We start from the raw sequence: 25,533 nt of genomic DNA on the forward strand, positions 1-25,533 counted from the left end.
GTCGTTCAGGCCGCCACCGCCGCGCGGCCGAGCCACGCGCGCTGGCGCGCGAGCACCGCGTCGGCCGTCTCGCCGACGCACTTCCGGTACACGGACGGCGCGGTCGCCCCTTCCGTATTGATCGCCAGCACTCGCGCATGCGCATCGAGCCCGACCTGCCGCGCGAGCGCCGGGTCGCGCATCAGCACGTCCAGCCCGGCCACGCCGGCCGCGCCCGATTCGCCGGCGACGAGCGGCACGTCGCGTTCGCTGCCGGCCGCGAGGCTGCGCATCGCCTGCACCGCGTCTTCGTCGTCGATCAGCATGAAGTGATCGATGCACATCTCGAGGAAATCCCACGCGAGCGGCGACGCCTCGCCGCACGCGAGCCCCGCCATCACCGAATCGACGCTGCCGGTGGCCTTCGTCGCGCGCCCGGCCAGCGCGCTCTGGTACAGACAATCGGCCTGGCGCGGCTCGACGACGACGAAGCGCGGCCGCTGCACGCCGTGGCGCTCCCACAGGTAGCTCGCGACGCCTGCGGCCAGGCCGCCCACGCCGCCCTGCAGGAATACGTGCGTGAACGGTCGCCCGTCGTCCGCTGCCGCCTGCGCGGCCGCTTCGGCGGCGATCACGCCGTAGCCCTGCATCACGTCGCGCGGAATCGCTTCGTAGCCGTCGTACGACGTATCCGACACGACGTACCAGCCGTTCGCCTGCGCGAGCTGCGCCGCGCAGACGACCGATTCGTCGTAGTTCCCCGCGATGCGCACGATCCGCGCGCCGTACGCCGAGATCGCGCGTTCGCGCTCGGCGTCGACGTTCGCGTGCAGCACGATCACGCACCCGCAGCCGATCGCGCGCGCGGCGGCGGCCAGCGCACGGCCGTGGTTGCCGTCGGTCGCGCTGATCACCGTCAGGTCGGCCAGCGCCGACGCATAGCGGCCGGTGACGAGCCCCCGCGGATCGAGTTCCTGCGTGCGCCGCAGCCGCTTCACGAGCCGCACCAGCGCGATCGGCGCGCCGAGCGCCTTGAAGCTGCCGAGCGGCGAGCGGCACGACTCGTCCTTCACGCTGACGCTCGCGACGCCGAGCCGCGCGGCGAGATCGGGCAGCGCGCGCAGCGGCGTGCGCGCGTGGCCGACGAGCGGCCAGTGCGACAGCCACGCGCCGCTTTCGTCGGCCGACGCGATGTTCATCACGCGGCGCAGCGCGTTCGGGTAGGCAGTGCGCGACGCGCGCGGGTTGGCGATCAGCATGGCAAAGGGCTCCGGAGCGGGACCGCTGACGGTCCGTCGGGTAAGTCGGATCAGGCAGACGCAGGTTGCGCTCGCCATCGGTTGGAAAAATAATATTGCGTACACTGATGAACGAAATCGCCAAATCGACGGCTCATACGCAAAAATTTCTCATTCTTTCGAGGTTCGACCCGCCATCATGACGACCCCGCTCGATGCGTTCGATCGCAAGCTGTTGATGGAAGTCCAGCGCGACGCGCAGACGCCGCAGGCCGAGCTCGGCGCGCGCGTCAACCTGTCGACCGCCGCCGTGAACCGGCGGCTGCGGCGCCTCGCGGAAGACGGCGTGATCGTGCGCTATACGGCCGTCGTCGCGCCGGACAAGGTCGATCATCCGCTGACGATCGTCGTGAACGTCGAGGTCGAAAGCGAGCAGATCGACCAGCTCGACGCGATGAAGCGCACGTTCGAGCGCTGCCCGCAGATCCAGCAGTGCTACTACGTGACGGGGGAATGGGATTTCGTGCTGATCCTCGCGGTGCGCAACATGGATCAGTACAACGCGCTCACGCGCGAGCTGTTCTTCGCGAACAACAACGTGAAGCGGTTCAAGACGCTGGTGAGCATGAGCCGCGTGAAGGTCGGGCTCGACGTGCCGGTCGACGCCGGCGAGTAAACGCTGCGATGAAACGGCCGGCGCACGACTGCCTGCGCCGGCCGCTTCCCATCGACGGCTACGTCAGCGACAACTGAAGCTCGCCGCCGAATTCAGGTCGCCCGAGCCGTTGTAGCGCGCGGTCTGCGGATACGGGCACAGCGGCCGCGTGCGCCCCGCACCCCACGATGCGGGCACGTCCGCGTTCGGCACCGCGTTCGTCGTGTCGCGCGCGGCGGCAACGATCGCCGTCGGCGCCTGCCCCTGTTCGACCCACGCGACGAGCGGCGTCAGCATGTCGAACTGGTCTGCGGCCGGCCCGCCCGAGCAGTGATTCATCCCCGGCACCGGATAGAAGCGTGCAAAGCTCGACGCATCGCCGCCGTTCGCCTGCGCGACCTGCGCGTACCAGTCGCGCGTGTCGTTGAACGAGAACACCGGGTCGCCCGTGCCGTGATAGACGAGCAGCTTCGCGCCGCGCGCCTTCAGCGCGGACAGGTTCGTCTCGTCGGGCGGCGTCATGAACGACCACGCCGATTGCGTGTACATGCCATTCGTCGCGAAGATCGCCGGCGCGTCGTTGTCCATGTCGAAGCCGAGCGCGAAACCGGGCAGGTTCGCGAGCGCCGCGGCGGTTTTCGGCGGCGTCATGAACGTGAACGCCATCGCGGCCGGATCGAGCGTGATCGACGCCGATTGCTTCCACGACGCCCAGCCGCCGGCAGCCACGCCCGGATCGTATGGAAAGCTCGCGTACAGCGCCGTGCCCGCGCCGTTGCGCGCCCCGGCGAACACGTTCTCCAGCGCGGTTTTCTGCGCGGGCGTCAGGCAGGAGCCGGTGCGCGTGCCGTTCGCGCAGGTCGGGATATCGGCATCGACGCTGAAATGCGCCTGGCACGCGGCGACGTCCTGCACCATCCCGTCGGCCGCGCCGTCGAGCGCATCGCATTTGTCGAGGATCTTCGCGCCGACGAACTGGCGCTCTGCATCGTTGAAACCGCTGCGGATATCCGGCAACCCGTTCGATCCGGTGGCCGACGCGATCTTCGCGAACTGCTGCGCGCCGTACATCTCGCCGATCGCCGCCTTCGGCAGATGGAAGCCCGGATCGCCCGCGATGATGCCGTCGTAGTCGGCCGGGTTGCGCACCGCCGTGACCATCGCGTGACGGCCGCCGTTCGAGCAGCCGCCGAAATAGCTGCGATCGGGCGCCTTGCCGTACGCGAGCCGGATCACCTGCTTCGCCATCGGCGTCAGCGCATCGACGGCGCCGTAGCCGTAGTCGATCCGCGCCTGCGGATCGAGGCCGAACAGCGGATTCTGCGCGGCGCTGTGCCCGGAATCCGAGCTGATCACCGCGAAACCCTGGTTCAGCGCGTTGGTCAGCGGCCCGCCGCCGCCGATCTCACCGGTCGCGGTCACGACGTTGCCGTCGAGCCCGCCGTTCGCCTGGTAGAAGAAGCGGCCGTTCCACGCTTTCGGCAAGCGCATCTCGAAGCCGATCGCATAGGTCTTGCCGTCCACCGCGCTCACGCGCTCGTTCATCTTCCCTGCGATCACGCAGTGCTCGGCGACCGGCTTGCCGGCCACCGTCAGCGCGCCGGCCGCCGCGGTCGTCACCGACGTGAACGACGTGTTCACATACGCGAGCTTCGCGGCGAGCGCGTCGCAGGTCTGCGCCATCGCGGCCGGCGTCGCGGCGCTCAGGTGCGTGGGCGCGGCACCGATCGAATCGTCGCCGCCGCAACCGGCGAGCATGGCGGCGGCCGACAGCGGCGCAATGCAGAGGATTGCAGATTTTCTGTTCAAGATAACTCCCGTTCGGTTCGTCACGCCGGTGAATCAGAACATGTGCCGCACGCCGACCATCGCGCCGAGCTGCCCCATCCCGGCGCCGGGCGTCGTGCCCGGCCCACCGCCGCTGACCGAGTAGCGGGCATGCGCGCTGTTCCACAGATACGACGACTGCGCGTAGACGGCCGTGCGCTTGCTCAGCAGATAGGTCGCACGCAGCGTCGCCATCGTCGCGCGCGTGTCGTGCGCGCTGTTGACGATCCGGTAGCCTTCGCCGTCGACGATGAAAGCGGGCCTCACCGCATACGACGCACCGACGAAGAACAGGTCCGAATGCGCGCCGGCCGCGGCCGGCGAACCGGTCGACACGCGCCGTCCGATCCAGCCCGCGCCGATCTTCGCGCCGCCCGCCTGCGCATACGCGCTCACGTGCGTGCGCGCGTCCTTGCCGCCGCTGCTCGTGAAGGGGACGGGCGCGACGCCGTCGAAGAAGTTGGCGGCCGCGCCGGTGCCGCCGCGCTGCTCCTCGTACGACGCCGCCGCGCCGAAATACGCGCTGTCGTACTTGAGCATCACCGACCAGTTGCGGCACTGCACCGCGTCGCCGGGCACTTGCCCCGCGCACGTGCCTTGCCCCGGCGAGTTGCCGGTGCCCGCACCGTCGCGGCCGAACGAATACGCGGCGCCGAGCGTCACGCCGCGGTACGTGCCGAGGTAGGTCACCGCGTTGTCGGCGCGGCCGTTCGGCACGTACGCGTCGAACGAGCCGAGCCCGTAGATGTCGGGGCCGATGATGTCCGCGCCCTGCAGCGCGAGATAGGTCATCGTGTACTGACGGCCGAACGCGAGCGTGCCGAAACCGCTCTTCAGCCCGACGAACGCCTGCCGCCCGAACAGCCGTCCGCCCTGCCCGAGATCGCCGCCGCGCACGTTGAAGCCGCTTTCGAGCGTAAACACCGCCTGGTAGCCGCCGCCGAGATCCTCGGTGCCGCGCAGCCCCCAGCGCGACGGCAACTCGCCCGTCACGCCCGGCATCCGCACCACGTGGTCGCCGGCCGCGTTCGCGTGCGACACGAATTCGACGCCCGTATCGATGATCCCGTACAGCGTCACGCTCGACTGCGCGTGTGCAGCCGGTGCGACGAGCGCGCAGCACGCGCCCGCGGCCAGCAGGCCGTTCCTTGTCTTCGTTTTCATTTCGTTGCGTCTCCAGACCTTGTTGAATCGCGCGCTCTGACGGCGCGCATTGAAAAAACGAAACCTCAGTCGCCGGCTTGCGGCCGGCGAATCAGCACGAAGGCAGCGAAGGCTGCGACGAGCGTGACGGGAATGCTCGCGCCGATCACGACGGGCGCGCTGCGGCCGGCGGCCAGCAGCGTCGCGGCCGCGAGCGGCCCGACGACGGAGCCGAGCCGGCCGACGGCCACCGCCGCGCCGACGCCGGTGCCGCGCATCGCGGTCGGGTAGTAGATCGCCGCGAGCGCATACAGCACCGACTGCCCGCCGACCACGAACATCCCCGCCGCGAACGCGGCCGCCGCGAGCGACGCGAAACCGGGCGCGGCCGCGAGCGCGGCGAGCGACAGCACGATCCCGACATACATGCCGCCGACCACGCGCGACGCGCGCATCCGGTCGAGCGCCGCGCCGATGCCGAGCGCGCCGAGCCCCGCGCCGACGTTGAACGCGATCTGCACGAGGCCGACGTGCGCGCGATCGAGCCCGCGCGAGGCCATCAGCGACGGCAGCCAGTTCAGCAGGAAGTAGAGGACGATCAGCGTGCAGAAGTAGCTGACCCACAACGCGACCGTCGACGTCGTGCGGCCGTCGCCGAACAGCGTGCGGGCGACGCTCGTGCGCGCGGCCGGCGTGCCCGCGACGTCGAGATACGCGCGCGATTCCGGCAGGAACCACACCAGCAGCGGCACGAGCAGCAGCGGCCCCACGCCGCCGACGTAGAAGATGTGCCGCCATTCGGTGTCGCCGGCGAGCAGCACGCCGATCACCGACGCGATCACGCCGCCGAACGGGATCCCGCAGTACATCGTCGCGACCGCGCTGCTGCGCGAGCGCGGCTCGACCGCTTCGGACGACAGCGCGATCAGGTTCGGCATCGCGCCGCCGAGGCCGATGCCGGTCAGCACGCGCACGACGACGAGCATCGCGAAGCTCGAGACCTGCGCGGTCGCGATCGACAGCAGCCCGAACAGGATGGTCGAAGCGATCAGCACGCGCTTGCGGCCGATCCGGTCGGCGAGCCGCCCGCCGAGCATCGCGCCCGGCAACAGCCCGAAGGTGCCCGCGCTGAACGCGATGCCCATCTGCGACACGGACAGCCCGAATTCGCGCGCCATGCGCGGCGCGGCAACGCCGACCGATTGCAGGTCGAGCCCTTCGAGGAGTGCGATCGCGAAACACAGCGCGAGCGTGGTCGCGACCGTGGGTTTTTCGGCAACGTAAGTGTTCATGCTGTCTCCAAATCCGATGTCTTGTAGTCGGTCAGCCTTGCAACGACCTTCGCGCGCCGCCGCCAGCCAATGGCGGTTCGGCGCGCGAGGTGTCGCGTGAACGGCCGCCCTTATCAGGCAACCTGATTCACTGGCCGCAAAATTGCCTGCCGGTGTCGTGGCCGGCCGGTCGTTGTGCCTGCTTGTCGATGCTCGTTACTGCTTGCTGCTCGTTACCGCGCGTGCGTGCTGCTTACGCGTAAATCACGTCGGGATCGCGCCGCGCCGGATCGTACAGCGCATCGATCGTCGCCGCGCGATGCTTCTGCACGGCCGCCTGGTTCAGCGAACCCTTGTCGGTCACTTCGCCGAGATCGAGCGACGGCGGCGTGTCGATCAGCCGGATCCGCGCGACGAACGTCGAGCCGCCGCTCGCGTGCCGGTTCAGCTCGGCGAGCCACGCCGCGAACGCCGCCCGCACGGCCGGCGCGCGCAGCACGTCGGCCACCGACGCATCGGCGGCGAGCCCCGCGAGCGCACGGCACGCATCGACGCGCGGAAACACCAGCAAGCCGATGTCGTCGCGATCGATCCCGGTCACGACCACGTCCTGCACGTACGGCGCGCCCGTCGACACGGCATTCGCGCGCAACGGCCCGACGCTGACGAACGTGCCGCTGCTCAGCTTGAAGTCCTCGGTGAGCCGCCCGTCGAACAGCAGCCCGAGCTCCGGTCGCGCCGGATCGGCAAAGACCCCCGCGTCGCCGCTGCGGTAATAGCCTTCTTCGTCGAACACGTCGCGCGGATCGACGTCGGCATGCCAGTAGCCGCGCATCACGTTCGGCCCCTTGAAACGCAGTTCGTGCTTGCCGCCGCACGGCACGAGCTTCGCGTCGCAGCCGGGCGCGGGCAGCCCGATATAGCCGGCGCGCATCAGCGGCCCCGTCGTGAACAGGCACGACGGCGACGCCTCCGTCATCCCGAGGCCGGCCATGATCCGGATGCGCTCGCCGCAATGCGCTTCGGTCACGCGGTCGAGCCGATCCCACGCGGCTTGCGACAGCCCCGCGCCGCCGAAGAAATACAGCTTCACGCGCGAGAAGAACGTGTCGCGCAACGCGGCATCGCGTTCGAGCGCGGCGGTCAGCTCCTCCCAGCCCTTCGGCACGTTGAAGTAGATCGTCGGCGCGATCTCGCGCAGGTTGCGCACGGTTTCGTCAAAACGGCCGGGCATCGGGCGGCCGTCGTCGATATACAGCGTGCCGCCGTTGTACAGCGCGATGCCGAGGTTGTGACTGCCGCCGAACGTGTGGTTCCACGGCAACCAGTCCACCAGCACCGGCGGTTCGCGCGTGAGTTCGGGCATCGTCTGGCGCAGCATCTGCTGGTTGCTGCACAGCATCCGGTGCGTGGTCGGCACGGCCTTCGGCAGCTTCGTCGAACCGGACGTGAACAGGATCTTCGCGAGATGGTCGGGGCCGACCGCATCGTGAATCGCGTCGATCGTGCGCGGAGCGGTGGCGAGCAGGCGCGACAGCGGCACCGCGCGGCCCGCGCCGCGGGTGTCGGCATGCTCCTGTGCATCGGCATCGCGGGCGACGATCAGCGCCGCATCGGCCGGCAGCGTCGCGTCGAGCGCGCGCGCGAACGGTGCGCGCTCCGCGACGAACACCGCACCCGGCCGCAGCACGCCGAGCGTGTGACGCAGCTTGCCGTAGTCGGTCGACACCAGCGAATACGCGGGCGAGATCGGCGAGTACGGCACGCCGGCCAGCATCGCCGCGAACATCAGCTGCAGATGCTCGAGATCGTTGCCGGACAGCACCGCGAGCGGACGGTCGGCCGACAGCCCGAGATCGACGAGGCCCTGGCCGAGCGCGCGCGCGCGTTCGAGCATCCGCGCGTACGTGATCTCGATCCAGCGCCCGTCGGCGCCGCGCCGCGCGGCCAGCACGCGGTCGGGGTGCGCTTGCGCGCCGCGCACGAGGCAGTCGGTGAGGCGCGTCGGATAATCGCCGAGCGGCTCGCGCGAGCGCAGGTACCAGGTGCCGTCATCGTCACGGCGAATCTCGGCCGCGCCGACCGCGACGGCGGCCGCGCGATAGCGCACGCCGCCCGTGTCGGCCGCCGACCCGCCGGCGGGGTGCGAGACGTTCATCGTGACCTCGCTCATATCGGGTAGTGCCGCGGCGCGGTCTGCACGGTGATCCAGCGCAGTTCGGTGAATTCGGCGATCGACGCACGGCTGCCGAAGCGGCCGTAGCCGCTCGCCTTCGTGCCGCCGAACGGCATCTGCGCTTCGTCGTGCACGGTCGGCCCGTTGATGTGGCAAATCCCCGATTCGATCCGCCGTGCGACCGCCATCGCACGTGCGACGTCGCGGCTGAACACGCTCGCCGACAGCCCGAACTCGCTGTCGTTCGCGAGCGCGACCGCGTCGTCGTCGCTATCCGCACGCAGGATGGCGACGACCGGCGCGAACGACTCCTCGCGATAGAGCCGCATGTCGCGCGTGACGCCGTCGACGATCGCGGGCTGCATCGTCGCGCCTTCCACACGGCAGCCGAGCGGCAGTTGCGCGCCGTGCGCACGCGCATCCTCGACCAGCGACGCCGCGCGCGCGGCGGCCCGCGCATCGACCATCGTGCCGAGCGGACGGCCGGCCAGCGGATCACCCGCGACCAGCGTGCGCGCCTTCGCGGCGAGCCGTTCGACGAGCGCATCGGCGATCGGCCGCGCGGCGATCACGCGCTCGGTCGACATGCAGATCTGCCCCTGGTTGAAGAATGCGCCGAATGCGATCGCGTCGACGGCCGCGTCGAGATCCGCGTCGTCGAGCACCAGCACCGGCGCCTTGCCCCCGAGTTCGAGCAGCACGGGCTTCAGGTGCGCGGCCGCATGGCGCGCGACGATGCGGCCGACGTGCGTCGACCCGGTGAAGTTGATCCGCTTCACGTGCGGATGCGCGATCATCCGCTCGACGAGTTCCGGTGCGTCGGCCGCCGCGTGCATGATCACGTTCACCACGCCCGCACCGAGCCCCGCTTCGTCAAGCACCGCGCCGATCAGCGCATGCACGCCCGGGCACGCCTCGGACGCCTTCAGCACGACCGTGTTGCCGCACGCGAGCGGCATCGCCAGCGCGCGCGTGCCGAGGATCACCGGCGCGTTCCACGGCGCGATGCCGAGCACCACGCCGCACGGCACGCGCATCGCGAGCGCGAGATTGCCCGGTACGTCGGACGGAATCACGTCGCCGGCGATCTGCGTCGTCATCGACGCGGCCTCGCGCAGCATGTTCGCCGCGAGCGTCACGTTGAAGCCGAGCCAGCCGGGCGTCGCGCCGGTTTCGGCGACGCCGGTTTCGATGAACGCGTCGATGCGCGCATCCATCAGGTCGGCCGCCTTCAGCAGCCGGCGGCGCCGCTCGGTCGGCGCGAGCGCCGCCCACGCCGGGAACGCGCGGTGCGCGGCGTCGATCGCCGCGTCGGCGTCGGCGATGCCGGCCGCCGGCGCGCGCGACGCGAGCGCGCCCGTCGCGGGGTTGAGGCGGTCGAAGGTCCGCCCGTCGCGGGCGGCGCACCACTCGCCGCCGATCAGCATCCGTCTGTCGGTCATGTCGTCTCCTGCCTTGCCTGTCTCTTGGGATTACACCGGCGGTGACGCCGGCGGCTGCGTCGGCGCTTGTCTCAGCGCTTGTATGCCTGCAGGCCCGGCTTGATCGTCTTGTCGTCGAGGAACTGCTTCAGCCCCTGCTCGCGGCCGCGCTCCGGGTCGCGCAGCTGCGCCTGGTCGAGCTTCGCATACAGGTAATCCTCGCACTGTTCCCACGTGAGCTCGCGCGACCGCTTGAAGCCGTGCTTCGCGGCGCGCAGCACGACCGGGTTCTTGTCCATCAGCCGCGCGGCGAGCGCGATCGTCGCGTCGCGCAGGCCGGCGAGCGGCACGCTGCTGTTCACGAGGCCCATTTCAGCCGCTTCCGCGCCGGTGAACGTGTCGCCGGTCATGATGTAGTGCAGCGCGCGGCGATGCCCGACCGTATCCGCCATCGCCTTGCTGACGAGGTTGCCCGGCGGGATGCCCCAGTTGATCTCCGACAGCCCGAACACCGCTTCGTCCGCCGCGATCGCGAGATCGCACGCGACGAGCGGCGAGAACCCGCCGCCGAAGCACCAGCCGTTCACCATAGCGATCGTCGGCTTGTTGTACATCCGCAGGCGGCGCCACTGCCATTCCGATGCGTCGCGGCGCACCTTTTCCTGCAGCGCGTCGGGGCCGCCGTCGATCTCGCGGAAATATTCCTTCAGATCCATGCCGGCCGTCCACGCGGCGCCCGCGCCGGTCAGCACCAGTACCTTCGCCTCGTCGTCGAACTCGATCGCGTCGAGGACGTCCAGCATCTCCCGGTTCAGCGTCGGGCTCATTGCGTTGCGCTTCTCGGGACGGTTCAGCGTGACCCACGCGATGCCGGCCTCCACCTTCACTTCAACGGTCTGCCAGCGATTGTCGTACTTGCTCATGTCTGTTCCTGTCGTTCGTTCCTGTGCGATTCGGTGCGCAGCATCCCTGCTGCGGACGACTTCATTTAATATCAGGCTACCTGATATTGCAAGCGGCACGAGCGCCGGTGTAAACCCGGAGCGGAAAGCGGGGAAAGCGTCGGGGAAATCGGGGAGCGGTCGGGCGAGCGCCGCGGGCGCGTACGAAGCGAGCGGGCCCGGCGGGCCCGCGTCGCGGCAATCGAGGAAGCGGTCAGCCGCGCAGGTTGCGCGAGAACAGTTCGAGCGCGCGCTGCACGTGCGCGGCGTCATCGGCCGAGATGTCGCCGAGCATGCGCGCCTCGAGCGGGCGCAGCACGGCTTCGCATTCGCGCAGCATCGCCGCGCCTGCATCAGTCAGCGTCAGCAGGATGATGCGGCCGTGCGACGGGTCGGCTTCGCGCGTGACGAAACCGCGCGCGGCCATCACGCTCATCACCTCGTTCGCCGATTGCGGCGTGATCCACGAGCGCTCGGCCAACTGCGCGTTCGACGATGCGCCGCGCGCCTCGAGCACCGACAGCGCCGTGTATTGCGCGAGCGTGATGCCGAGCGGCGCGAGCGCATCGGTCATGTGACGGCGCAGCAGCCGGTCGAGGCCGCCGATCACGTAGGTCAGGCGTTGTTGCACGCGCGCTTTCGGCTTGTCGCCCGTCGCGCGGGCGTTCTTCACGGCGTTCTTCACGGCGTCTGCCGTGGCGCGCGTGGCAGCGTTTTTCGGATTCGCGGGCTTGGTCGGTGCGGAACTCATGGCGCTGGCGGGATGGAATTGCGGGCCATCTTACCAGCAGGCGGGGAGAGGGACGGATGTTCGGAGATGACGGTCGGCCGCCGTGCGCTCGTGCATGTGCGGCGGATCGCGGGCCTGACCGCGAAGTCCGCCGCGTCGGCAGGATCCCATGGACGGGAACCCGTATGCGACGACGCGATCAACCGTGCGGCGTGCCCGCGAACCGCGCGGTCGGCAGCCCCGCATGCCGCGTCTGCGTGACGAACACGCCGCCCGCGTGCGCGTCGCCGGCCAGCGCGTCGTCGCTCAGCCCGACACGCGCACTCGTCACGTACAACCGGCCTTCACCATCGATCGCGACGCAACTCGGCTGCGCGGTCGGCACCTCGACGCGGTCCGTCTCGGTCCCGTACAGCCCATAACGCACCACCCTTCGGCCGCCCCACTGCGCGTTCCACAGCCCACCGTCGCGATCGACGATCGAGCCGTCCGGATCGCCGTCCGCATCCGTCAGCCGCGCGAACGGCCGCACGTTCGCGACGTCGCCACCGGCACGGTAATCGCACACGAGAATCTCGCGCACCAGCGAATCGCAGAAATACAGCTTCGTGCCGTCCGGCGAGAACCCGATGCTGTTCGCGATCGCGGCCGGCGGCAACGCGAGCCGTTCGAGCGTGAGATCGGGATTGAGCCGGTAGAACCCGCCGATCGCGCGCGGCGGCTCGGCGCCCTCGTCCTTCATCCCGAACACGAATGCGCCGAACGGATCGCAGCGCCCGTCGTTCAGCCGCGTGGGCAGATCGGGCTCGACGTCGACGATCCGCGTGAATGCGCCACGGCGCAGGTCGAAGAACGCGAGATGGGTCGCGAGCCCGACGAGCAGCACGTCCGGGTCGTCGGTCAGCGCGAAGCACGCGAGCCGTTCGGGCATCGGCCATTGCGTGAGGTCCGAACCGTCCGCGCGGCAGCGCCACAGCTGCGCGCCCTCGATGTCCACCCAGTACAGCGCGTGCGTCCTGTCGCACCACGTCGCGCCTTCGCCGAGCGTGTTGCGGCTGTCGACCAGCAGCGCCGCCGCCGTGCCCGGTTGAGTCTGTTGCATGCCGTCTCCCGATATTGGTCGTAAGTACAAGCGGCCGCGCGTGGGTCGAAGTCAGATCTTCATCGCGCGCCGCTGGTTGCGACGATACTGGTCGAACAGCACCGCGAGCAACAGAATTCCGCCGCGTATCAGATATTGGTAAAAGGTCGGCACGTTCAGCAGGCTCATCGCGTCCTGCACGGAGCCCATGATCAGCACGCCCACCAGCACGCCCGAGATCGTCGCGACGCCGCCCGTCAGCGACACGCCGCCGAGCACGCACGCGGAGATCACGCCGAGCTCGAGGCCGACCGACGTCTTCGGATCGCCGAGGCTCATCCGCGACGCGAGCATCACGCCGGCAAAGCCCGTCACGAGCCCCTGCAGCACGAACACGGCGATCTTGATGCGCATCACCGGCAGCCCCGCGAGCAGCGCGGCCTCGCCGTTGCCGCCGACGGCCAGCACGTTCTTGCCGAACACCGTCTTGCGCAGCAGGAAGCCGAACACGACGAAGCCGACGATGTTGCTCCAGATCGGGTACGAGATGCCGAGGAACGACCCGCCGCCGAGATCGAAGAAGCGCTCCTCGGAGATCATCACCGCGTCGCCGTTCGACGTGATGAACGCGAGCCCGCGCACGACTTCCATCATCGCGAGCGTGACGATCAGCGAGTTGATCCGGTAGCGCGCGATCAGCACGCCGTTCACGAGCCCGACCGCGCCGCCCGCGAGCACGCCGGCCGCGATGCCGAGCACGACGCTGTGCGTCGCGGTGATCAGCGTCGACGCGACGACGCCCGCGAACGCGACGATCGACGCGACCGACAGGTCGACCTCGCCGAGCGCGAGCACGAACATCATCGTCACCGCGATCGAGCCGATCAGCGTGACCGACAGCAGCAGGCCCTGGATGTTGCGCGGCGTGAGGAAGTCCGGCACCGTCAGCGACAGCGTCGCGAACAGCACGAGAAACACCATCACGATGCCGGAGCGGTTGATCAGCTGCCACACGCCGCCGCGCGGGCGTGCGGGCGTGGCGGCGGCGGCGGCCGCATCCGGGGACGGGGAGGTACGTTGAGGTTGCATTGCCTGGCTCATATCAGTTGCTTTCCGGTTGACTGCTCGCCGCTAGCGCGGCAGCGCGAGCTTGATCAGCGCGTCGGGCGTCGCGTGCGCCTTCGCGACCTCGCCCGCGATCCGCCCTTCCTTCATCACGACGATGCGGTCCGACACGCCGATCACCTCGGCCAGATCGCTCGACACGAGGATCACCGTGCGGCCCGCTTCCGCGAGTTCGTAGAACAGGTTGTAGATTTCCGCGCGCGCACCGACGTCGATGCCGCGCGTCGGCTCGTCCATCAGGAACACGTCGATGCGCTCGGCCAGCCAGCGCGCGAGCACGACCTTCTGCTGATTGCCGCCCGACAGCGCGCCGATCGGCGTTTCGCCGTCGCGGGTCTTGATCGCGAGCCGCTCGATGTATTGTTGCGCGAGCTCGCGTTCGCGCCGCCCGTCGAGCAGCACGCGCGCCGGGCTGAAATGACGCCGCGCGCTGATGTTCAGGTTGTCGGCCACCGACGCGATCGCGACGATGCCTTCCTGCTTGCGGTCTTCCGGGCACAGCGCGATGCCGGCGCGCACCGCGTCGCGCGGGCTGCCGAACGCCACCCGCTTGCCGTTCAGCTCGACGTACCCGGCGCTCGGCCGCACCGCGCCGTACAGCAGCTTCATCAGCTCCGAACGGCCCGCGCCGACGAGCCCGAAGAAGCCGACGATCTCGCCGCGCCGCGCGGCGAACGACACGGGCTCGGCCAACCCCGGCCCCGTCAGCCCCTTCGCTTCGATCAGCACGTCGCCGGCCGGGCGCGGCCGATAGCCGTACACGTCCTCGATCGAACGGCCGACCATGCAGCCGATCAGCCGGTCGCGGTCGAGATCGGCGACGGATTCGAACGTGTCGATGCGGCGACCGTCGCGAAACACCGTCACGCGGTCGCACAGTTCGTAGACTTCCTCCATCCGGTGCGTGACGTAGATGATCGCGCGGCCTTCCGCGCGCAGCGCGCGGATGATCCGGAACAGTTGCGTGGTTTCGCGCGCGGACAGCGAACTCGTCGGTTCGTCGAACGCGATCACGCGCGCGTCGCGCATCAGCGCCTTGCCGATCTCGATCATCTGGCGCTGGCCGATCGACAGATACTTCACCGGGATGCCCGGATCGATGTGCTCGCCGAGCCGCTCCAGCGCATCGAGCGCGCGCGCGGCGAGCGCACGCTCGTCGACCACGCCGAGCCGGCTCGGCAATTGCCCGAGCATCAGGTTTTCCGCGACCGTCAGCTCGGGCACCAGATGCAGCTCCTGGTAGATGATCGCGATGCCGGCCTCGAGCGCCGCGCGCGTCGACGCGAAGCGCTGCACCGTGCCGTTCAGCGTCAGCGTGCCGGCCTGCGGCTGGTTCACGCCGGACAGCACCTTCAGCAGCGTCGATTTCCCGGCGCCGTTTTCGCCCATCAGCCCGTGCACTTCGCCCGCACGCACCGACAGCGACACCGCGTCGAGCGCACGCACGCCCGGAAACGTCACGGTGATGCCGTCGAGCGCGAGCAGCGGGCCGTCCGGCGGCGTGGCCGCTTCGGCGTCGTGGCCGGACGCGGCCGTCATCGTCTGCATCGTCATCGCGTTCTCGCCTCGCCCCGCTCAGATGCCGAGTTCGGCGCGCACGGCCTGCCAGTTCGCGCGCGTCATCAGCTTGCCGCTCGTCTGCGTGTCGGCGGGCGGCACCTTGCCGTTACGGATCCAGTCGACGAGGTTCTGCGTGCTGTCCTTGCCGTGGTTCGTCGAGCTGACCGCGATCGTCCCGTAGAAGCCGGTCGGCTCCTTCTTCTGGAATTCCGCGAACGCCTCGCCCGCGCCGTTGATGCCGACGCCGATCACGTCGGCCGCCGGGATGTGCAGCTGTTCGGTCGCGCGCACCGCGCCGAGCACGGTTTCCTCGTTGAGCGCGTAGATCACCCACTTCTTCACGTTCGGATGGCGGGCGAGCACCGGCGCCGCCGCGCTGAAGCCGCCTTCGTCGTCGGTCGTCTTCTGCGGCGCATCGAAGATGTTCTCCTTGCGGAAGCCGTTCGCGAGCAGCGCCTGCGTCGCGCCGTCGGTGCGCAGCTTCGCCGTCGGCAGCTCGTAGTTGGTGACGCGCAGCGCGCCGACTTCCTCCGGCTTCCAGCCGCGGCGTTTCATCTCGTCGGCGATCGCCTGGCCGACCTGGTTGCCGATCTTGGTCGCCGACATCCCGAGGTGCGGCACGTTCGGCAGCGGCTTGCCGGTCGAGTCGACGAGCTGGTCGTCGACCGTCACGAACTTCATGTTGTAGCGCTTCGCGCGCGACGCGATCGCCGGCCCGAGGCGCACGTCCGGCGCGCAGATCACGAAGCCCTGCGCGCCCTGCGAGCCGAGGTTGTCGATCGCGGCCAGCACCTTCTCGCCGTCCGGCGTGCCGATCTTCACGACCGAGAAGTTCTCCTTCTGGCCGAGCGCGGCAGCGGCGTTCTGTTCGTTGATGAACCATGCCTGCTCGGGCATCTTCACGAGGAAGCCGATCTTCAGCGGCGCATCGGCGCGCGCGGCGCCCTGCATGCCGAGCGGTGCGATGCAGAGCGCGGCGAGCAGCGCGCGCAGGGTATGTCGGCGAATCGTTTGGTTCGTGCGGTTCATGCGTGTCTCCTTGTAATGGCTTGGGTCTTCAACATCCGTCGTGCTCATCGCTCGCGTTGGCGCGCGCCGGCACAGTGTCAGCGGCCGAACGCGTCGGTCCCGACGCGCCGCCCGAACAGGAACGCGTCGGCGACGAGCCGCAACGGCCGTACGTCGACGTCGCTTTCGCCGCGCGCGATCAGCGTGCGGAAATGCGCATACAGCGCCGGATACTCGCGCTCCGGCCCGATCTCGACCGGCGCGCCGTCGATCGACAACTGCGCGCCGCCGCGGCTGATCGCGAGCACGCCGTCCGACGTGTCGACCGCGATCTCCCACTGTTCGACGGGGCCGTGGCGCCAGTCGAATTCCGCGTGCACCGGCACGCCGTTCGTATCCGCGCAATCGAGCTCGGCCGCGATCGGCATCTGCGCGTCGCTCGGCACGTAGAGCGTCGCTTCGCGCAGCACGAGTTCGCGCGGCAGGATCCGCGTGACGATCGACAGCGCGTTGATGCCCGGATCGAACACGCCGAGGCCGCCCGGCTCCCAGATCCACTGCTGCCCCGGATGCCAGCGGCGCACGTCTTCCTTCCAGCGCACCTGCACCGCGCGGATCGTGCGCGTCGCGAGCCATGCGCGCGCCGGTTCGACCGCGCTCGCGCAGCGCGAATGCCAGGTCGCGAACAGCGTGAGGCCGCGTTCGCGCGCGAGCGCGTCCAGCGCGGCCACTTCGCCCAGCGTCGCGCCCGGCGGCTTCTCGAGCATCACGTGCTTGCCGGCTTCGAGCGCGGCGCGCGCCTGCGCGTAGCGCACTTGCGGCGGCGCGCACAGCGAGACCGCGTCGAGCTCGCGCTCGGCGGCCAGCAGCGCGGTCAGATCCGGATAATTGCGCACGCCGTTGACTTCCGCGTGACGGCTCGCACAGGCAGTCAACGCGAAGCCCGGTTCGGCGGCGATCGCCGGCAAATGCTGGTCGCGCGCGATCTTGCCGATCCCGACGACGCCCAACGAAATCACATCGCTCATCGTGCTTTCCTCCTTCGCCACTCGCTCAGTGCGCCCAGCGCAGCACGAGCGGATCGAGCCGGCGCGCGATCGCGAGCAATTCCGCGCGCGTGTCCGGGTGCAGTTCCGGCATCGGATGCCGCGGCCGCTCGCACGCGATCACGCCGCCTTCGCGCATCAGCGCCTTCGCGGTCAGGATCCCGGACTGGCGGTTCTCGTGGTTGATCAGCGGCAGCCACGTCTGATAATGCGCGAACGCATCGTCGTGCCGCCCTTCGCGGAACGCTTCGAGGATCGGCCGGATGCCGTCCGGAAAGCCGCCGCCCGTCATCGCGCCGGTCGCGCCCGCATGAAGATCGGCGAGCAGCGTGATCGCCTCCTCGCCGTCCCACGGCCCCTCGATCGCGTCGCCGCCGAGCCGGATCAGCTCGCGCAGCTTGTTCGCGGCGCCCGGCGTCTCGATCTTGAAGTACGCGACCTGCTCGATCTCGCGCGCCATCCGCGCGAGGAACGGCGCGGACAGCGCGGTGCCGCTCGCGGGCGCGTCCTGGATCATGATCGGGATGTCGATCGCATCCGATACGCGCGCGAAGAAATCGAAGATCTGCGCTTCCGGCACGCGGAACGTCGCGCCGTGATACGGCGGCATCGCCATCACCATCGCCGCGCCGAGCTGCTGCGCGCGCAGGCTGCGCGCCGCACACACCTGCGTGCTGTAGTGCGACGTCGTGACGATCACCGGCACGCGGCCTGCGACGTGCTCGAGGATCGTGCGCGTGAGCACGTCGCGCTCGTCGTCGGTAACCGCGAATTGCTCGGAGAAGTTCGCGAGAATGCACAGCCCGTCCGAGCCGGCGTCGATCATGAAATCGACCGCGCGCTTCTGGCTCGCGAGGTCGAGCTCGCCGGTCTCGGAAAAGGTCGTCGGGACGACGGGGAAAATGCCGCGATAGCGCGGCGTGCTGCTCGATGTCATGGTTGGTCCTGCATCAGTCGAATCGGCGTTCAGCCGGAAAACAAGGCGTTCAGGATTCGCCGGCGAACGCGCCGGCGGCCGGTTCGGGCACGCGCAGCGCGGCGCGGACCACGAACGTCATCAGCACCGCGAACAGCAGCGTCGCCGCGAGGAAGTACAGGCCGGCCGCGAGGCTGCCGGTCGATGCCTTGATCAGTCCGATCCCGTACGGCCCCAGGTAACCGCCGAGATTCGCGAGCGAATTGATCGCGGCGATGCCGACCGCGGCGCTCGTGCCGGTCAGGAATTCGCCGGGCAGCGCCCATACGACGGCCTGGATCGAATAGAGCGAAAACGCGGTGAGGCAGATGAACAGGAATTGCAGCGCGGGCTGCCGTACCCATGCGCTCGCGGCCATCGTCACGGCGGCGGCGGCCGACACGACGACGATGTGCCAGTAGCGCTCGCGCTTGCGGTCCGAATGGCGCGGCACGACGAGCAGGCCGACCACCGCGAACAGGTACGGCACGGCGGACAGCAGGCCGGTCGCAGCATCGCCGGTGCCGAACGCGTGAATGATCGTCGGCAGCCACAGCGACAATCCGTAGATGCACAGCGGGAACGGCAGGAACAGCGCGGCGAGCAGCAGCACGCGGCGGTCGCGCAACGCGGCGAGCGGATTGCCGTGCGAATCGGGGCGATAGGTGTCGCGGTCGGCGGCGAGTTGCCGGGCGATCCAGCGGCGTTGGCCGTCGTTCAGCCAGCGCGCATGCGCGGGCGACTCGGGCAACAGCCGCAGCGTCGGCCACGCGAGCAGCACGGCCGGCAGGCCGCTGACGACGAACAGCGTCTGCCAGTCCGACAGGCCGAGCCACCCGTGCGTCGACAGCAGCCAGCCGGCGAGCGGCCCGGTCACGATGCCGGCGAGCGGTTGCGCGAGCACGAGCAGGCCGATCACCCGCGCGCGATCGCGCATCGGGAACCATTGCGTGAGGAAGTACAGGATGCCGGGATAGAGGCCGGCTTCGGCCGCGCCGAGCAGGAAGCGCAGCACGTAGAAACTGGTCGGCCCCTGCACGAGCGCCATCGCCATCGTGATCGCGCCCCAGGTCGCGAGGATGCGCGCGAACCATACGCGTGCGCCGAAGCGGCCGAGTGCGAGGTTGCTCGGCACCTCGCACAGGAAGTAGCCGATGAAGAACAGTCCCGCGCCGAGCCCGTACGCGGCGTCGCCGAGGCCGATCGCCGCGTTCATGTGGAGCTTCGCGAAGCCGACGACGGTACGGTCGACGTAGGCGACCACGTAGATCAGCGCGAGGAACGGCACCAGCTTGCGCGTGAGCAGGCGGGTCAGGTGCCGTTCGTCGACGGCTGCCGTCGAATCGGACTGTTCCGCCGCGTCCTGCGCGCTCGTGTACTGCGTCGTCATCTTGTCTCCTGTCGGCCCACGTTAGCGCTTCAGCGCTTACGTGGATCCCATGCTTCGCGGTCGACGCACGTTAGTGCTTTCGCGCTTACGTGCGTCCCATTCTTCGCGGCCGGTATGCATTTGCGCTCGGGTGCTTGCGCATACCGCATGCTTCGCGGCTGATCCCCGTTGGCGCTTCTGCACTCATACCCCATGCTTCACGGTCGGCCGTCGTTGGTGCGTGAACGCTTACGCAGCGCTTCCTTCGCGCTCGGCCGCATCCGGCGCGTCACCGTGTTTCCCTCGTGCCCCGCCTCGGTCCGTTCCCGGAATGCTTGTTCCCGCCGCTCAATGCGAATGGCTCGGCACGTCCGCGCCGCGCGTGCCGACCAGGAAGTCGAGGTCGCACCCCTCGTCGGCCTGCAGCACGTGATCGATGTACAGCCGTGCATAACCGCCCTTGCCGAGCTGGCCTGCCACACCCGGCGCCGCGGTCGGATCGACGTCCGACAGGCGGCGCTGCAGCTCTTCGTCCGTAATGTCGAGATGCAGCGTGCCGGCCTCGCAGTCGAGCTCGATCCAGTCGCCGTTGCGCACGGCCGCGAGCGGCCCGCCGGCCGCGGCTTCCGGCGCGACGTGCAGCACGACCGTGCCGTACGCGGTGCCGCTCATCCGCGCGTCGGAAATCCGCACCATGTCCTTCACGCCCTGGCGCAGCAACTTCGGCGGCAGCCCCATGTTGCCGACCTCGGCCATGCCCGGATAACCGCGCGGCCCGCAGTTCTTCAGCACCATCACCGAGCTGGCGTCGACGTCGAGCGCTTCGTCGTTGATCGTCGCCTTGTAGTGGTCGAGGTTCTCGAACACCACCGCGCGGCCGCGATGCTTGAGCAGTTCGGGGCTCGCCGCCGACGGTTTCAGCACCGCGCCGCGCGGCGCGAGATTGCCGCGCAGGATGCAGATCCCGCCGTCCGCGATCAGCGGCCGGTCGAGCGGGCGGATCACCTCTTCGTCGTAGTTCGGCGCTTCGCGCACGTTGTCCCACAGCGACTTGCCGTTGACCGTCAGCGCATCCGGATGCGGCAGCAGCCCGCCTTCGCCGAGCCGGCGCAGCACGGCCGGCAGCCCGCCCGCGTAATAGAACTCCTCCATCAGGAAGCGCCCCGACGGCATCAGGTCGACGATCGTCGGCGTGTCGCGGCCGATGCGCATCCAGTCTTCCAGTTCGAGCGGCACGCCGATGCGGCCGGCGATCGCCTTCAGGTGAATCACCGCATTCGTCGAGCCGCCGATCGCCGCGTTCGCGCGGATCGCGTTCTCGAACGCCGCGCGCGTCAGGATCTTCGACAGCACGAGCCCTTCGAGCGCCATCTCGACGATCCGGATGCCCGACATGTGCGCGAGCACGTAGCGGCGCGAATCGACGGCCGGAATCGCCGCGTTGTGCGGCAGCGCGACGCCGAGCGCCTCGGCCATGCACGCCATCGTCGAGGCGGTGCCCATCGTGTTGCAGGTGCCGGCCGAGCGCGACATGCCGGCTTCGGCCGACAGGAAGTGATGCACGTCGATCTCGCCGGCCTTCAGCGCTTCGTGCAACTGCCACACGGCCGTGCCCGAACCGATGTTCTTGCCTTCGAGCTTGCCGTTCAGCATCGGGCCGCCCGACACGACGATCGCCGGCACGTCGCAACTGGCCGCACCCATCAGCAGCGCGGGCGTCGTCTTGTCGCAGCCGGCGAGCAGCACGACCGCGTCGATCGGGTTGCCGCGGATCGCTTCCTCGACGTCCATCGACGCGAGGTTGCGCGTGAGCATCGCCGACGGCCGCAGGTTCGATTCGCCGTTCGAGAACACCGGGAACTCGACCGGGAAGCCGCCCGCCTCGGAGATCCCGCGCTTCACGTGCTCGGCGAGCTTGCGAAAATGCGCGTTGCACGGCGTCAGTTCCGACCATGTGTTGCAGATGCCGATGATCGGCCGGCCGTCGAATTCGTGATCGGGAATGCCCTGGTTCTTCATCCAGCTCCGGTACATGAAGCCGTTCTTGTCGTTCGTGCCGAACCATTGAGCGGAGCGCAGCCTGGGTTTTGTTGCCGACATCGTCAGTCCTGTGGTGACGGGATACCGGCGCAGTCTAGGCAGAATTTTGATAACTGGCTAATGACGATTTAGGCGATTACGATATCCATTCCGATATCGATATAAACCCGTACGATGCCCGAAGCCAGCCCATGGGGAAACCGCGCCCGCCTGAAGACGCGCCAGTTGCTGCTGCTCGTCGCGCTCGCCGACGAAGGCAGCATTCACCGCGCGGCGGCGGCGCTGAACATGACGCAGCCGGCTGCGTCGAAGCTGCTGCGCGAACTCGAGGAATCGATCGGCGCGGTACTGTTCGAGCGCCTGCCGCGCGGGATGCGGCCGACGCTGTACGGCGACGCGCTGATCCGCCACGCGCGCGCGGCGCTCGGCAGCCTCGACCAGGCGCACGAGGAGCTGGCCGCGCTGAAGGCCGGCCATCTCGGCCACGTGGCGGTCGGTGCGATCACGTCGCCGGGCCTGCGCCTCGTGCCGCCGGCCGTCGCCGCCGTGAAAGGCACGCATGCCGGCCTGCACGTGTCGGTCGAGATCGACACCAGCAACGTGCTGCTCGAACACCTCGCACAGGAAAAGATCGACATCGTGCTCGGCCGGCTATCGGCCGAACACGACAAGCTGCGCCTGCGCTACGAGCCGCTGACCGGCGAGTCGGTGGCGGCCGTGGTGCGCCCGGGCCATCCGCTGCTCGCGCACGCGCCGCTGTCGCTCGCGGACGTGCAGCGCGCCGCCTGGGTCGTGCCGCCGGCCGGCAGCGTGCTGCGCCACCGCTTCGATCTCGTGTTCCAGCGCGCGAGCCTCGCGCCGCCGGCGAACGTCGTCGAAACGGCCGCGCTGCTGTTCATCACGCAATTGATCGAGCAGAGCGACATGATCGCGGTGCTCGCCGAGGACGTCGCGCGCTACTACGCGCGGCACGGCATCGTCACGGTGCTGCCGCTCGAGATGGACTGCCGGATGGACGATTTCGGGATCATCACGCGCACCGACCGGCTGCATTCGCCGGCGGTGACGGTGATGGTTGATGCGATTCGGACGGCGGCGCGGGAGGTGTACGACGTCGCGCTGTGACGCGGGCGCCGCGGTTTCTTATTCCGCTGCACACGCGATCACCGGTTCGCAGCGAATCGGAAAGTTCACCGAATTCGCGATATAGCACTGCGCATGCGCGTCGTGATGCAGATGCGTCGCCCGTTCGCGATCGTCGCCCGCCCGGATCGTCACCTGCGGACGCAGCACGATTTCGGTGAAGCGCCCCGCTTCGGCGCCGTCGAGCATCGTGCCTTCCGCGTGGTCGACATAGGCCAGCACGCGGATGCCGGCCTCGGAACACAGGTGCAGATACCAGAGCTTGTGGCATGCCGACGCCGACGCGAGCAACAGGTCTTCGGGGTTCCAGCGCGTCGCGTCGCCACGGAACGCCGGATCCGACGAACCGGGGATATCGGGCTTGGAACCGGCCCGGATCACGTGATCGCGGCCGTACTCGCGATACCCCGACGTGCCGGTGCCCCGATTGCCCGTCCACTCCACCGCGACGCGATACGTGTGTTCGCTCGATGCCATCTCGCTCTCCATTGAAGTCGGTGTCTCGACCGGCCCGGACGCCGTTGCGTGAGGCCCGCCGGTGGTCGCTATTGTGGCACCGGATCGTCGTTTGGTATACCATTATTCCAAGTCAACGAAACACGCAGGCATGGAAACCAGACTCGACTCCACGGCGGACGCGGTTGCCGCGTCGCTGCGCGACATGATCGTCAACGGCGAGTTGGCGGCCGGCGAGCGGCTCGTCGAGCGCGATCTGGCCGAACGGTTCGGCATCAGTCGGATTCCGATGCGCGAGGCGATCCAGCGGCTGGAACGCGAAGGCCTGCTCGACATCTTCAGGAATCGCGGCGCCGTCGTGCGCATGCTCAGCGCGTCGGACGTGCAGGAAATCTACGACTTGCGCGTGCTGCTCGAAGGCGATGCGATCTACCGCAGCGTGAAACGGCTCGACGACGAAACGCTCGCCCGTGCCGAACTCGTGCATCGCCTGCTCGGCGACGCAACCGTGCCGCGCCGGCAAGGCGAGCTGAACCGCGAATTCCACGCGTTGCTGTATTCGTGCTGCGGCAACGTGCGGCAGTTGAAGTCGATCGCCGAGCTGCGCAGCCAGGTGGAACGCTACGAGCGCCTGCAGGCCACGCTGCTGGCGGACACGCCATCGTTTCAGGTCGAGCACGACGAGATCCTGCAAGCATGCCGCGAACGCAATGCACGCAGCGCCCGCGCGATGACCGTCGCGCATCTCGAGTCGGCCCGACGCATCGTGTTGCGGCTCGTCGAAGGCGAGTAGGGCCGGCGCGCGAAGGGCGTGCTTCACGCGCACCGGCCGGCATGCCGGACGACGCTACTCCATGCGCATCCCGATACGAAGCTGATTGCGGAGCACCGTCACACCGGCAACCTGCTGCGCCGCATTGACCGCCAGCGGAATCTGCATGTTGTCCGGCACGGTGCCCGACAGCGTCACCGTGCCGTCGGCCGCGCGAATCAGGATACGGCTCGAATCGAGCCCGCGCGTGCGCGCGAGCACCGCGGCCACGCGCTTGACGAGTTGCCGGTTCGCCTTGCGCCGCGCGCGCGCAGCATCGCGGCTCGAGCCGGCAGTACCGGAAACGCCGGCATCGCTCGTCACGGCGGCCGCCGGCACGGCGGGCGATGCTGGCGGCTGTGCAAATGCCGGCATCGCGGTCGCGACGAGCAACGCGACGAGCGCCGCAACTGATCTGGAGTTCGAATTGATCATCTGTGAATTCCGCAAAATGAGGGAGAGCGAACGACACACCGGCCGCTGGAGCCGTGGCATCAGAACTGCGTGATCATGCCGACCGACACGCCGGTCACCGTGCGTCCGTCCGGTCGCAGCGACAACCCGCCGATGTTGGTCGGATCCTTCTTGTAGGCGCCCGAGAAGCCGTTTCGATCGAACTCCGCATACAGGCTCGTCCGCTTCGACAGGAAGTACTGCAGCATCGCGTACGACGTGAGCTTGCGCCCATCCGCACCGGCGACGTTCTTCAGGTTCTGCCCGAAGTCGTAATAGGTCGCCCCGGAAAATTGCAGGAACGGCGTGATCTGATAGACGATCCCGATCGCCGGCACCCGGTCGCGCCGTTGCGGCGCACCGGCGTTCGCGGCGCTGACCGCGAGATCGCTGTAGCTCAGGTATGCGCGGGCCGGGCCGATCTGCCAGCTCGCGCCGCCCATGACCGTGCGCGCCCACTGCGATGCCTGCGGATCCCACGTCGTCTGGTACGCGACGCCGAGCGACAGCGTCTGAAACCGGTAGCTCGCGCCGACCGCGACGTTCGAACCCGCGCGCTGGTTGCCGGCGGTTCCTCCAGGCGAGTAGCTGCCGCGCACGGTCGCGCCGCCAAACGTACCGACGTACTTGATCGTGTTGTTGAAGCGCGAATCGAGCGTGAAGAAGTTGCCGGCCCACACGGCGCCCGGATTCGTCGCGAACGTCACCCCTTGCGCGTAATTCGGGTCGAACGCGATACCGATGTCCTCGGCCGCGTTCAACTGTCGCCCGAGCGTGACGCGGCCGAACGTGCCGCTCAGACCGACATAGGACACCTGTGAAAACAGGAGTCCCGGCGATTTCGCCGACGCCCCGGTGCCCGTCAGGAATCCGCTCTGCAACAAGAAGATCGCCTGCAGGCCGCCGCCGAGATCCTCGGCACCCTTGAGACCGAAAATGTTGCCCGATATCGCGTTGTTGTCGAAACCGACCTGGCTTCCGCCTTTCACGCCGTCGGTCCAGCGCACGCCGCCGCCGACATAGCCGAACAATGTCACACTCGATTGCGCGACGGCGTCTGCTGCAACGCATGCCAACACCGCAACCATGATGATTCGTTTCATTT

22 protein-coding genes are annotated in these 25,533 nt (G+C 68.9%); 3 read left to right on the top strand and 19 right to left on the bottom strand.

Translation table 11 applies throughout. The annotated features are described in order from the left end of the window. Positions 1-5: 5 nt before the first annotated feature. Positions 6-1,238 (bottom strand): diaminopropionate ammonia-lyase, encoded by a 1,233-nt coding sequence (locus tag WS54_RS12670; protein ID WP_059780180.1) that lies wholly within the window; start codon positions 1,236-1,238, stop codon positions 6-8. 178 nt (positions 1,239-1,416) lie between these two features. Between WS54_RS12670 and WS54_RS12675 the strand changes: the two genes are divergently transcribed. Beyond that, on the top strand, positions 1,417-1,893 hold the full coding sequence (locus WS54_RS12675; protein WP_059780181.1) for an Lrp/AsnC family transcriptional regulator: 477 nt from the start codon (positions 1,417-1,419) through the stop codon (positions 1,891-1,893). A gap of 63 nt (positions 1,894-1,956) precedes the next feature. Here WS54_RS12675 and WS54_RS12680 read toward each other — a convergent pair whose 3' ends face one another. From WS54_RS12680 to WS54_RS12750, 15 genes are all read right to left on the bottom strand, one after another. Next, positions 1,957-3,681 (bottom strand): tannase/feruloyl esterase family alpha/beta hydrolase, encoded by a 1,725-nt coding sequence (locus tag WS54_RS12680; RefSeq protein WP_059780182.1) that lies wholly within the window; start codon positions 3,679-3,681, stop codon positions 1,957-1,959. A 33-nt stretch (positions 3,682-3,714) separates the two neighbouring features. Then, positions 3,715-4,863: a porin gene (locus WS54_RS12685; RefSeq protein ID WP_034205865.1), complete on the bottom strand. Its 1,149-nt coding sequence runs from the start codon at positions 4,861-4,863 to the stop codon at positions 3,715-3,717. Between the two features lie 65 nt (positions 4,864-4,928). Then, positions 4,929-6,134 carry a 3-(3-hydroxy-phenyl)propionate transporter MhpT gene (gene mhpT, locus WS54_RS12690; RefSeq protein ID WP_059780183.1) on the bottom strand — a complete coding sequence of 402 codons (1,206 nt, stop codon included), beginning with the start codon at positions 6,132-6,134 and terminating at the stop codon, positions 4,929-4,931. A 232-nt stretch (positions 6,135-6,366) separates the two neighbouring features. Further along, a complete protein-coding gene (locus tag WS54_RS12695; protein WP_059780184.1) occupies positions 6,367-8,286 on the bottom strand; it encodes a feruloyl-CoA synthase in 1,920 nt (639 codons plus the stop codon). After that, a complete protein-coding gene (locus WS54_RS12700) occupies positions 8,283-9,731 on the bottom strand; it encodes an aldehyde dehydrogenase (RefSeq protein WP_059780185.1) in 1,449 nt (482 codons plus the stop codon). Before WS54_RS12700 ends, WS54_RS12695 begins: the two co-directional genes overlap by 4 nt. A gap of 71 nt (positions 9,732-9,802) precedes the next feature. Next, entirely contained in the window at positions 9,803-10,633 is an 831-nt protein-coding gene (locus WS54_RS12705; RefSeq protein ID WP_059780186.1) for a p-hydroxycinnamoyl CoA hydratase/lyase, read from the bottom strand. Positions 10,634-10,865: 232 nt separating this feature from the next. Continuing rightward, entirely contained in the window at positions 10,866-11,402 is a 537-nt protein-coding gene (locus WS54_RS12710) for a MarR family winged helix-turn-helix transcriptional regulator (protein ID WP_059780187.1), read from the bottom strand. A gap of 178 nt (positions 11,403-11,580) precedes the next feature. Continuing rightward, positions 11,581-12,483 carry an SMP-30/gluconolactonase/LRE family protein gene (locus WS54_RS12715; RefSeq protein ID WP_059780188.1) on the bottom strand — a complete coding sequence of 301 codons (903 nt, stop codon included), beginning with the start codon at positions 12,481-12,483 and terminating at the stop codon, positions 11,581-11,583. A 51-nt stretch (positions 12,484-12,534) separates the two neighbouring features. Then, positions 12,535-13,563, bottom strand: a complete 1,029-nt coding sequence (gene araH, locus WS54_RS12720; protein ID WP_059499571.1) for an L-arabinose ABC transporter permease AraH — start codon at positions 13,561-13,563, stop codon at positions 12,535-12,537. Between the two features lie 30 nt (positions 13,564-13,593). Continuing rightward, positions 13,594-15,141 carry an L-arabinose ABC transporter ATP-binding protein AraG gene (araG, locus tag WS54_RS12725; RefSeq protein WP_059780189.1) on the bottom strand — a complete coding sequence of 516 codons (1,548 nt, stop codon included), beginning with the start codon at positions 15,139-15,141 and terminating at the stop codon, positions 13,594-13,596. A gap of 21 nt (positions 15,142-15,162) precedes the next feature. Beyond that, positions 15,163-16,176, bottom strand: a complete 1,014-nt coding sequence (locus tag WS54_RS12730; protein WP_034205855.1) for an arabinose ABC transporter substrate-binding protein — start codon at positions 16,174-16,176, stop codon at positions 15,163-15,165. Positions 16,177-16,253: 77 nt separating this feature from the next. After that, positions 16,254-17,183, bottom strand: coding sequence for a Gfo/Idh/MocA family protein (locus WS54_RS12735; RefSeq protein WP_034206296.1), 930 nt, complete (start codon positions 17,181-17,183; stop codon positions 16,254-16,256). Between the two features lie 25 nt (positions 17,184-17,208). Continuing rightward, positions 17,209-18,138, bottom strand: coding sequence for a dihydrodipicolinate synthase family protein (locus WS54_RS12740; protein ID WP_059780190.1), 930 nt, complete (start codon positions 18,136-18,138; stop codon positions 17,209-17,211). Between the two features lie 49 nt (positions 18,139-18,187). Beyond that, the gene (locus tag WS54_RS12745) at positions 18,188-19,546 is read right to left on the bottom strand and encodes an MFS transporter (RefSeq protein ID WP_059780191.1); all 1,359 of its coding nucleotides are present in this window, start codon (positions 19,544-19,546) and stop codon (positions 18,188-18,190) included. Positions 19,547-19,873: 327 nt separating this feature from the next. Then, complete coding sequence (locus tag WS54_RS12750) at positions 19,874-21,625, bottom strand: IlvD/Edd family dehydratase (protein ID WP_034205852.1); 1,752 nt, start codon at positions 21,623-21,625, stop codon at positions 19,874-19,876. Positions 21,626-21,739: 114 nt separating this feature from the next. On the opposite strand from WS54_RS12750, the gene WS54_RS12755 reads away from it, so the two are divergent. Further along, on the top strand, positions 21,740-22,690 hold the full coding sequence (locus WS54_RS12755) for a LysR family transcriptional regulator (protein ID WP_059780192.1): 951 nt from the start codon (positions 21,740-21,742) through the stop codon (positions 22,688-22,690). 18 nt (positions 22,691-22,708) lie between these two features. Here WS54_RS12755 and WS54_RS12760 read toward each other — a convergent pair whose 3' ends face one another. After that, a complete protein-coding gene (locus WS54_RS12760; protein WP_059780193.1) occupies positions 22,709-23,185 on the bottom strand; it encodes an OsmC family protein in 477 nt (158 codons plus the stop codon). A 130-nt stretch (positions 23,186-23,315) separates the two neighbouring features. Here WS54_RS12760 and WS54_RS12765 point away from each other — a divergent pair, with 130 nt between their 5' ends. After that, on the top strand, positions 23,316-23,957 hold the full coding sequence (locus WS54_RS12765; RefSeq protein ID WP_059780194.1) for a GntR family transcriptional regulator: 642 nt from the start codon (positions 23,316-23,318) through the stop codon (positions 23,955-23,957). A 54-nt stretch (positions 23,958-24,011) separates the two neighbouring features. Here WS54_RS12765 and WS54_RS12770 read toward each other — a convergent pair whose 3' ends face one another. Then, a complete protein-coding gene (locus tag WS54_RS12770; RefSeq protein WP_059780195.1) occupies positions 24,012-24,410 on the bottom strand; it encodes a BON domain-containing protein in 399 nt (132 codons plus the stop codon). Between the two features lie 59 nt (positions 24,411-24,469). Beyond that, positions 24,470-25,531, bottom strand: coding sequence for a porin (locus WS54_RS12775; protein ID WP_059780196.1), 1,062 nt, complete (start codon positions 25,529-25,531; stop codon positions 24,470-24,472). Between the last annotated feature and the right edge of the window lie 2 nt (positions 25,532-25,533).

Origin of the sequence: Burkholderia sp. NRF60-BP8 (assembly GCF_001522585.2) — a bacterium.
Lineage (GTDB): Bacteria > Pseudomonadota > Gammaproteobacteria > Burkholderiales > Burkholderiaceae > Burkholderia.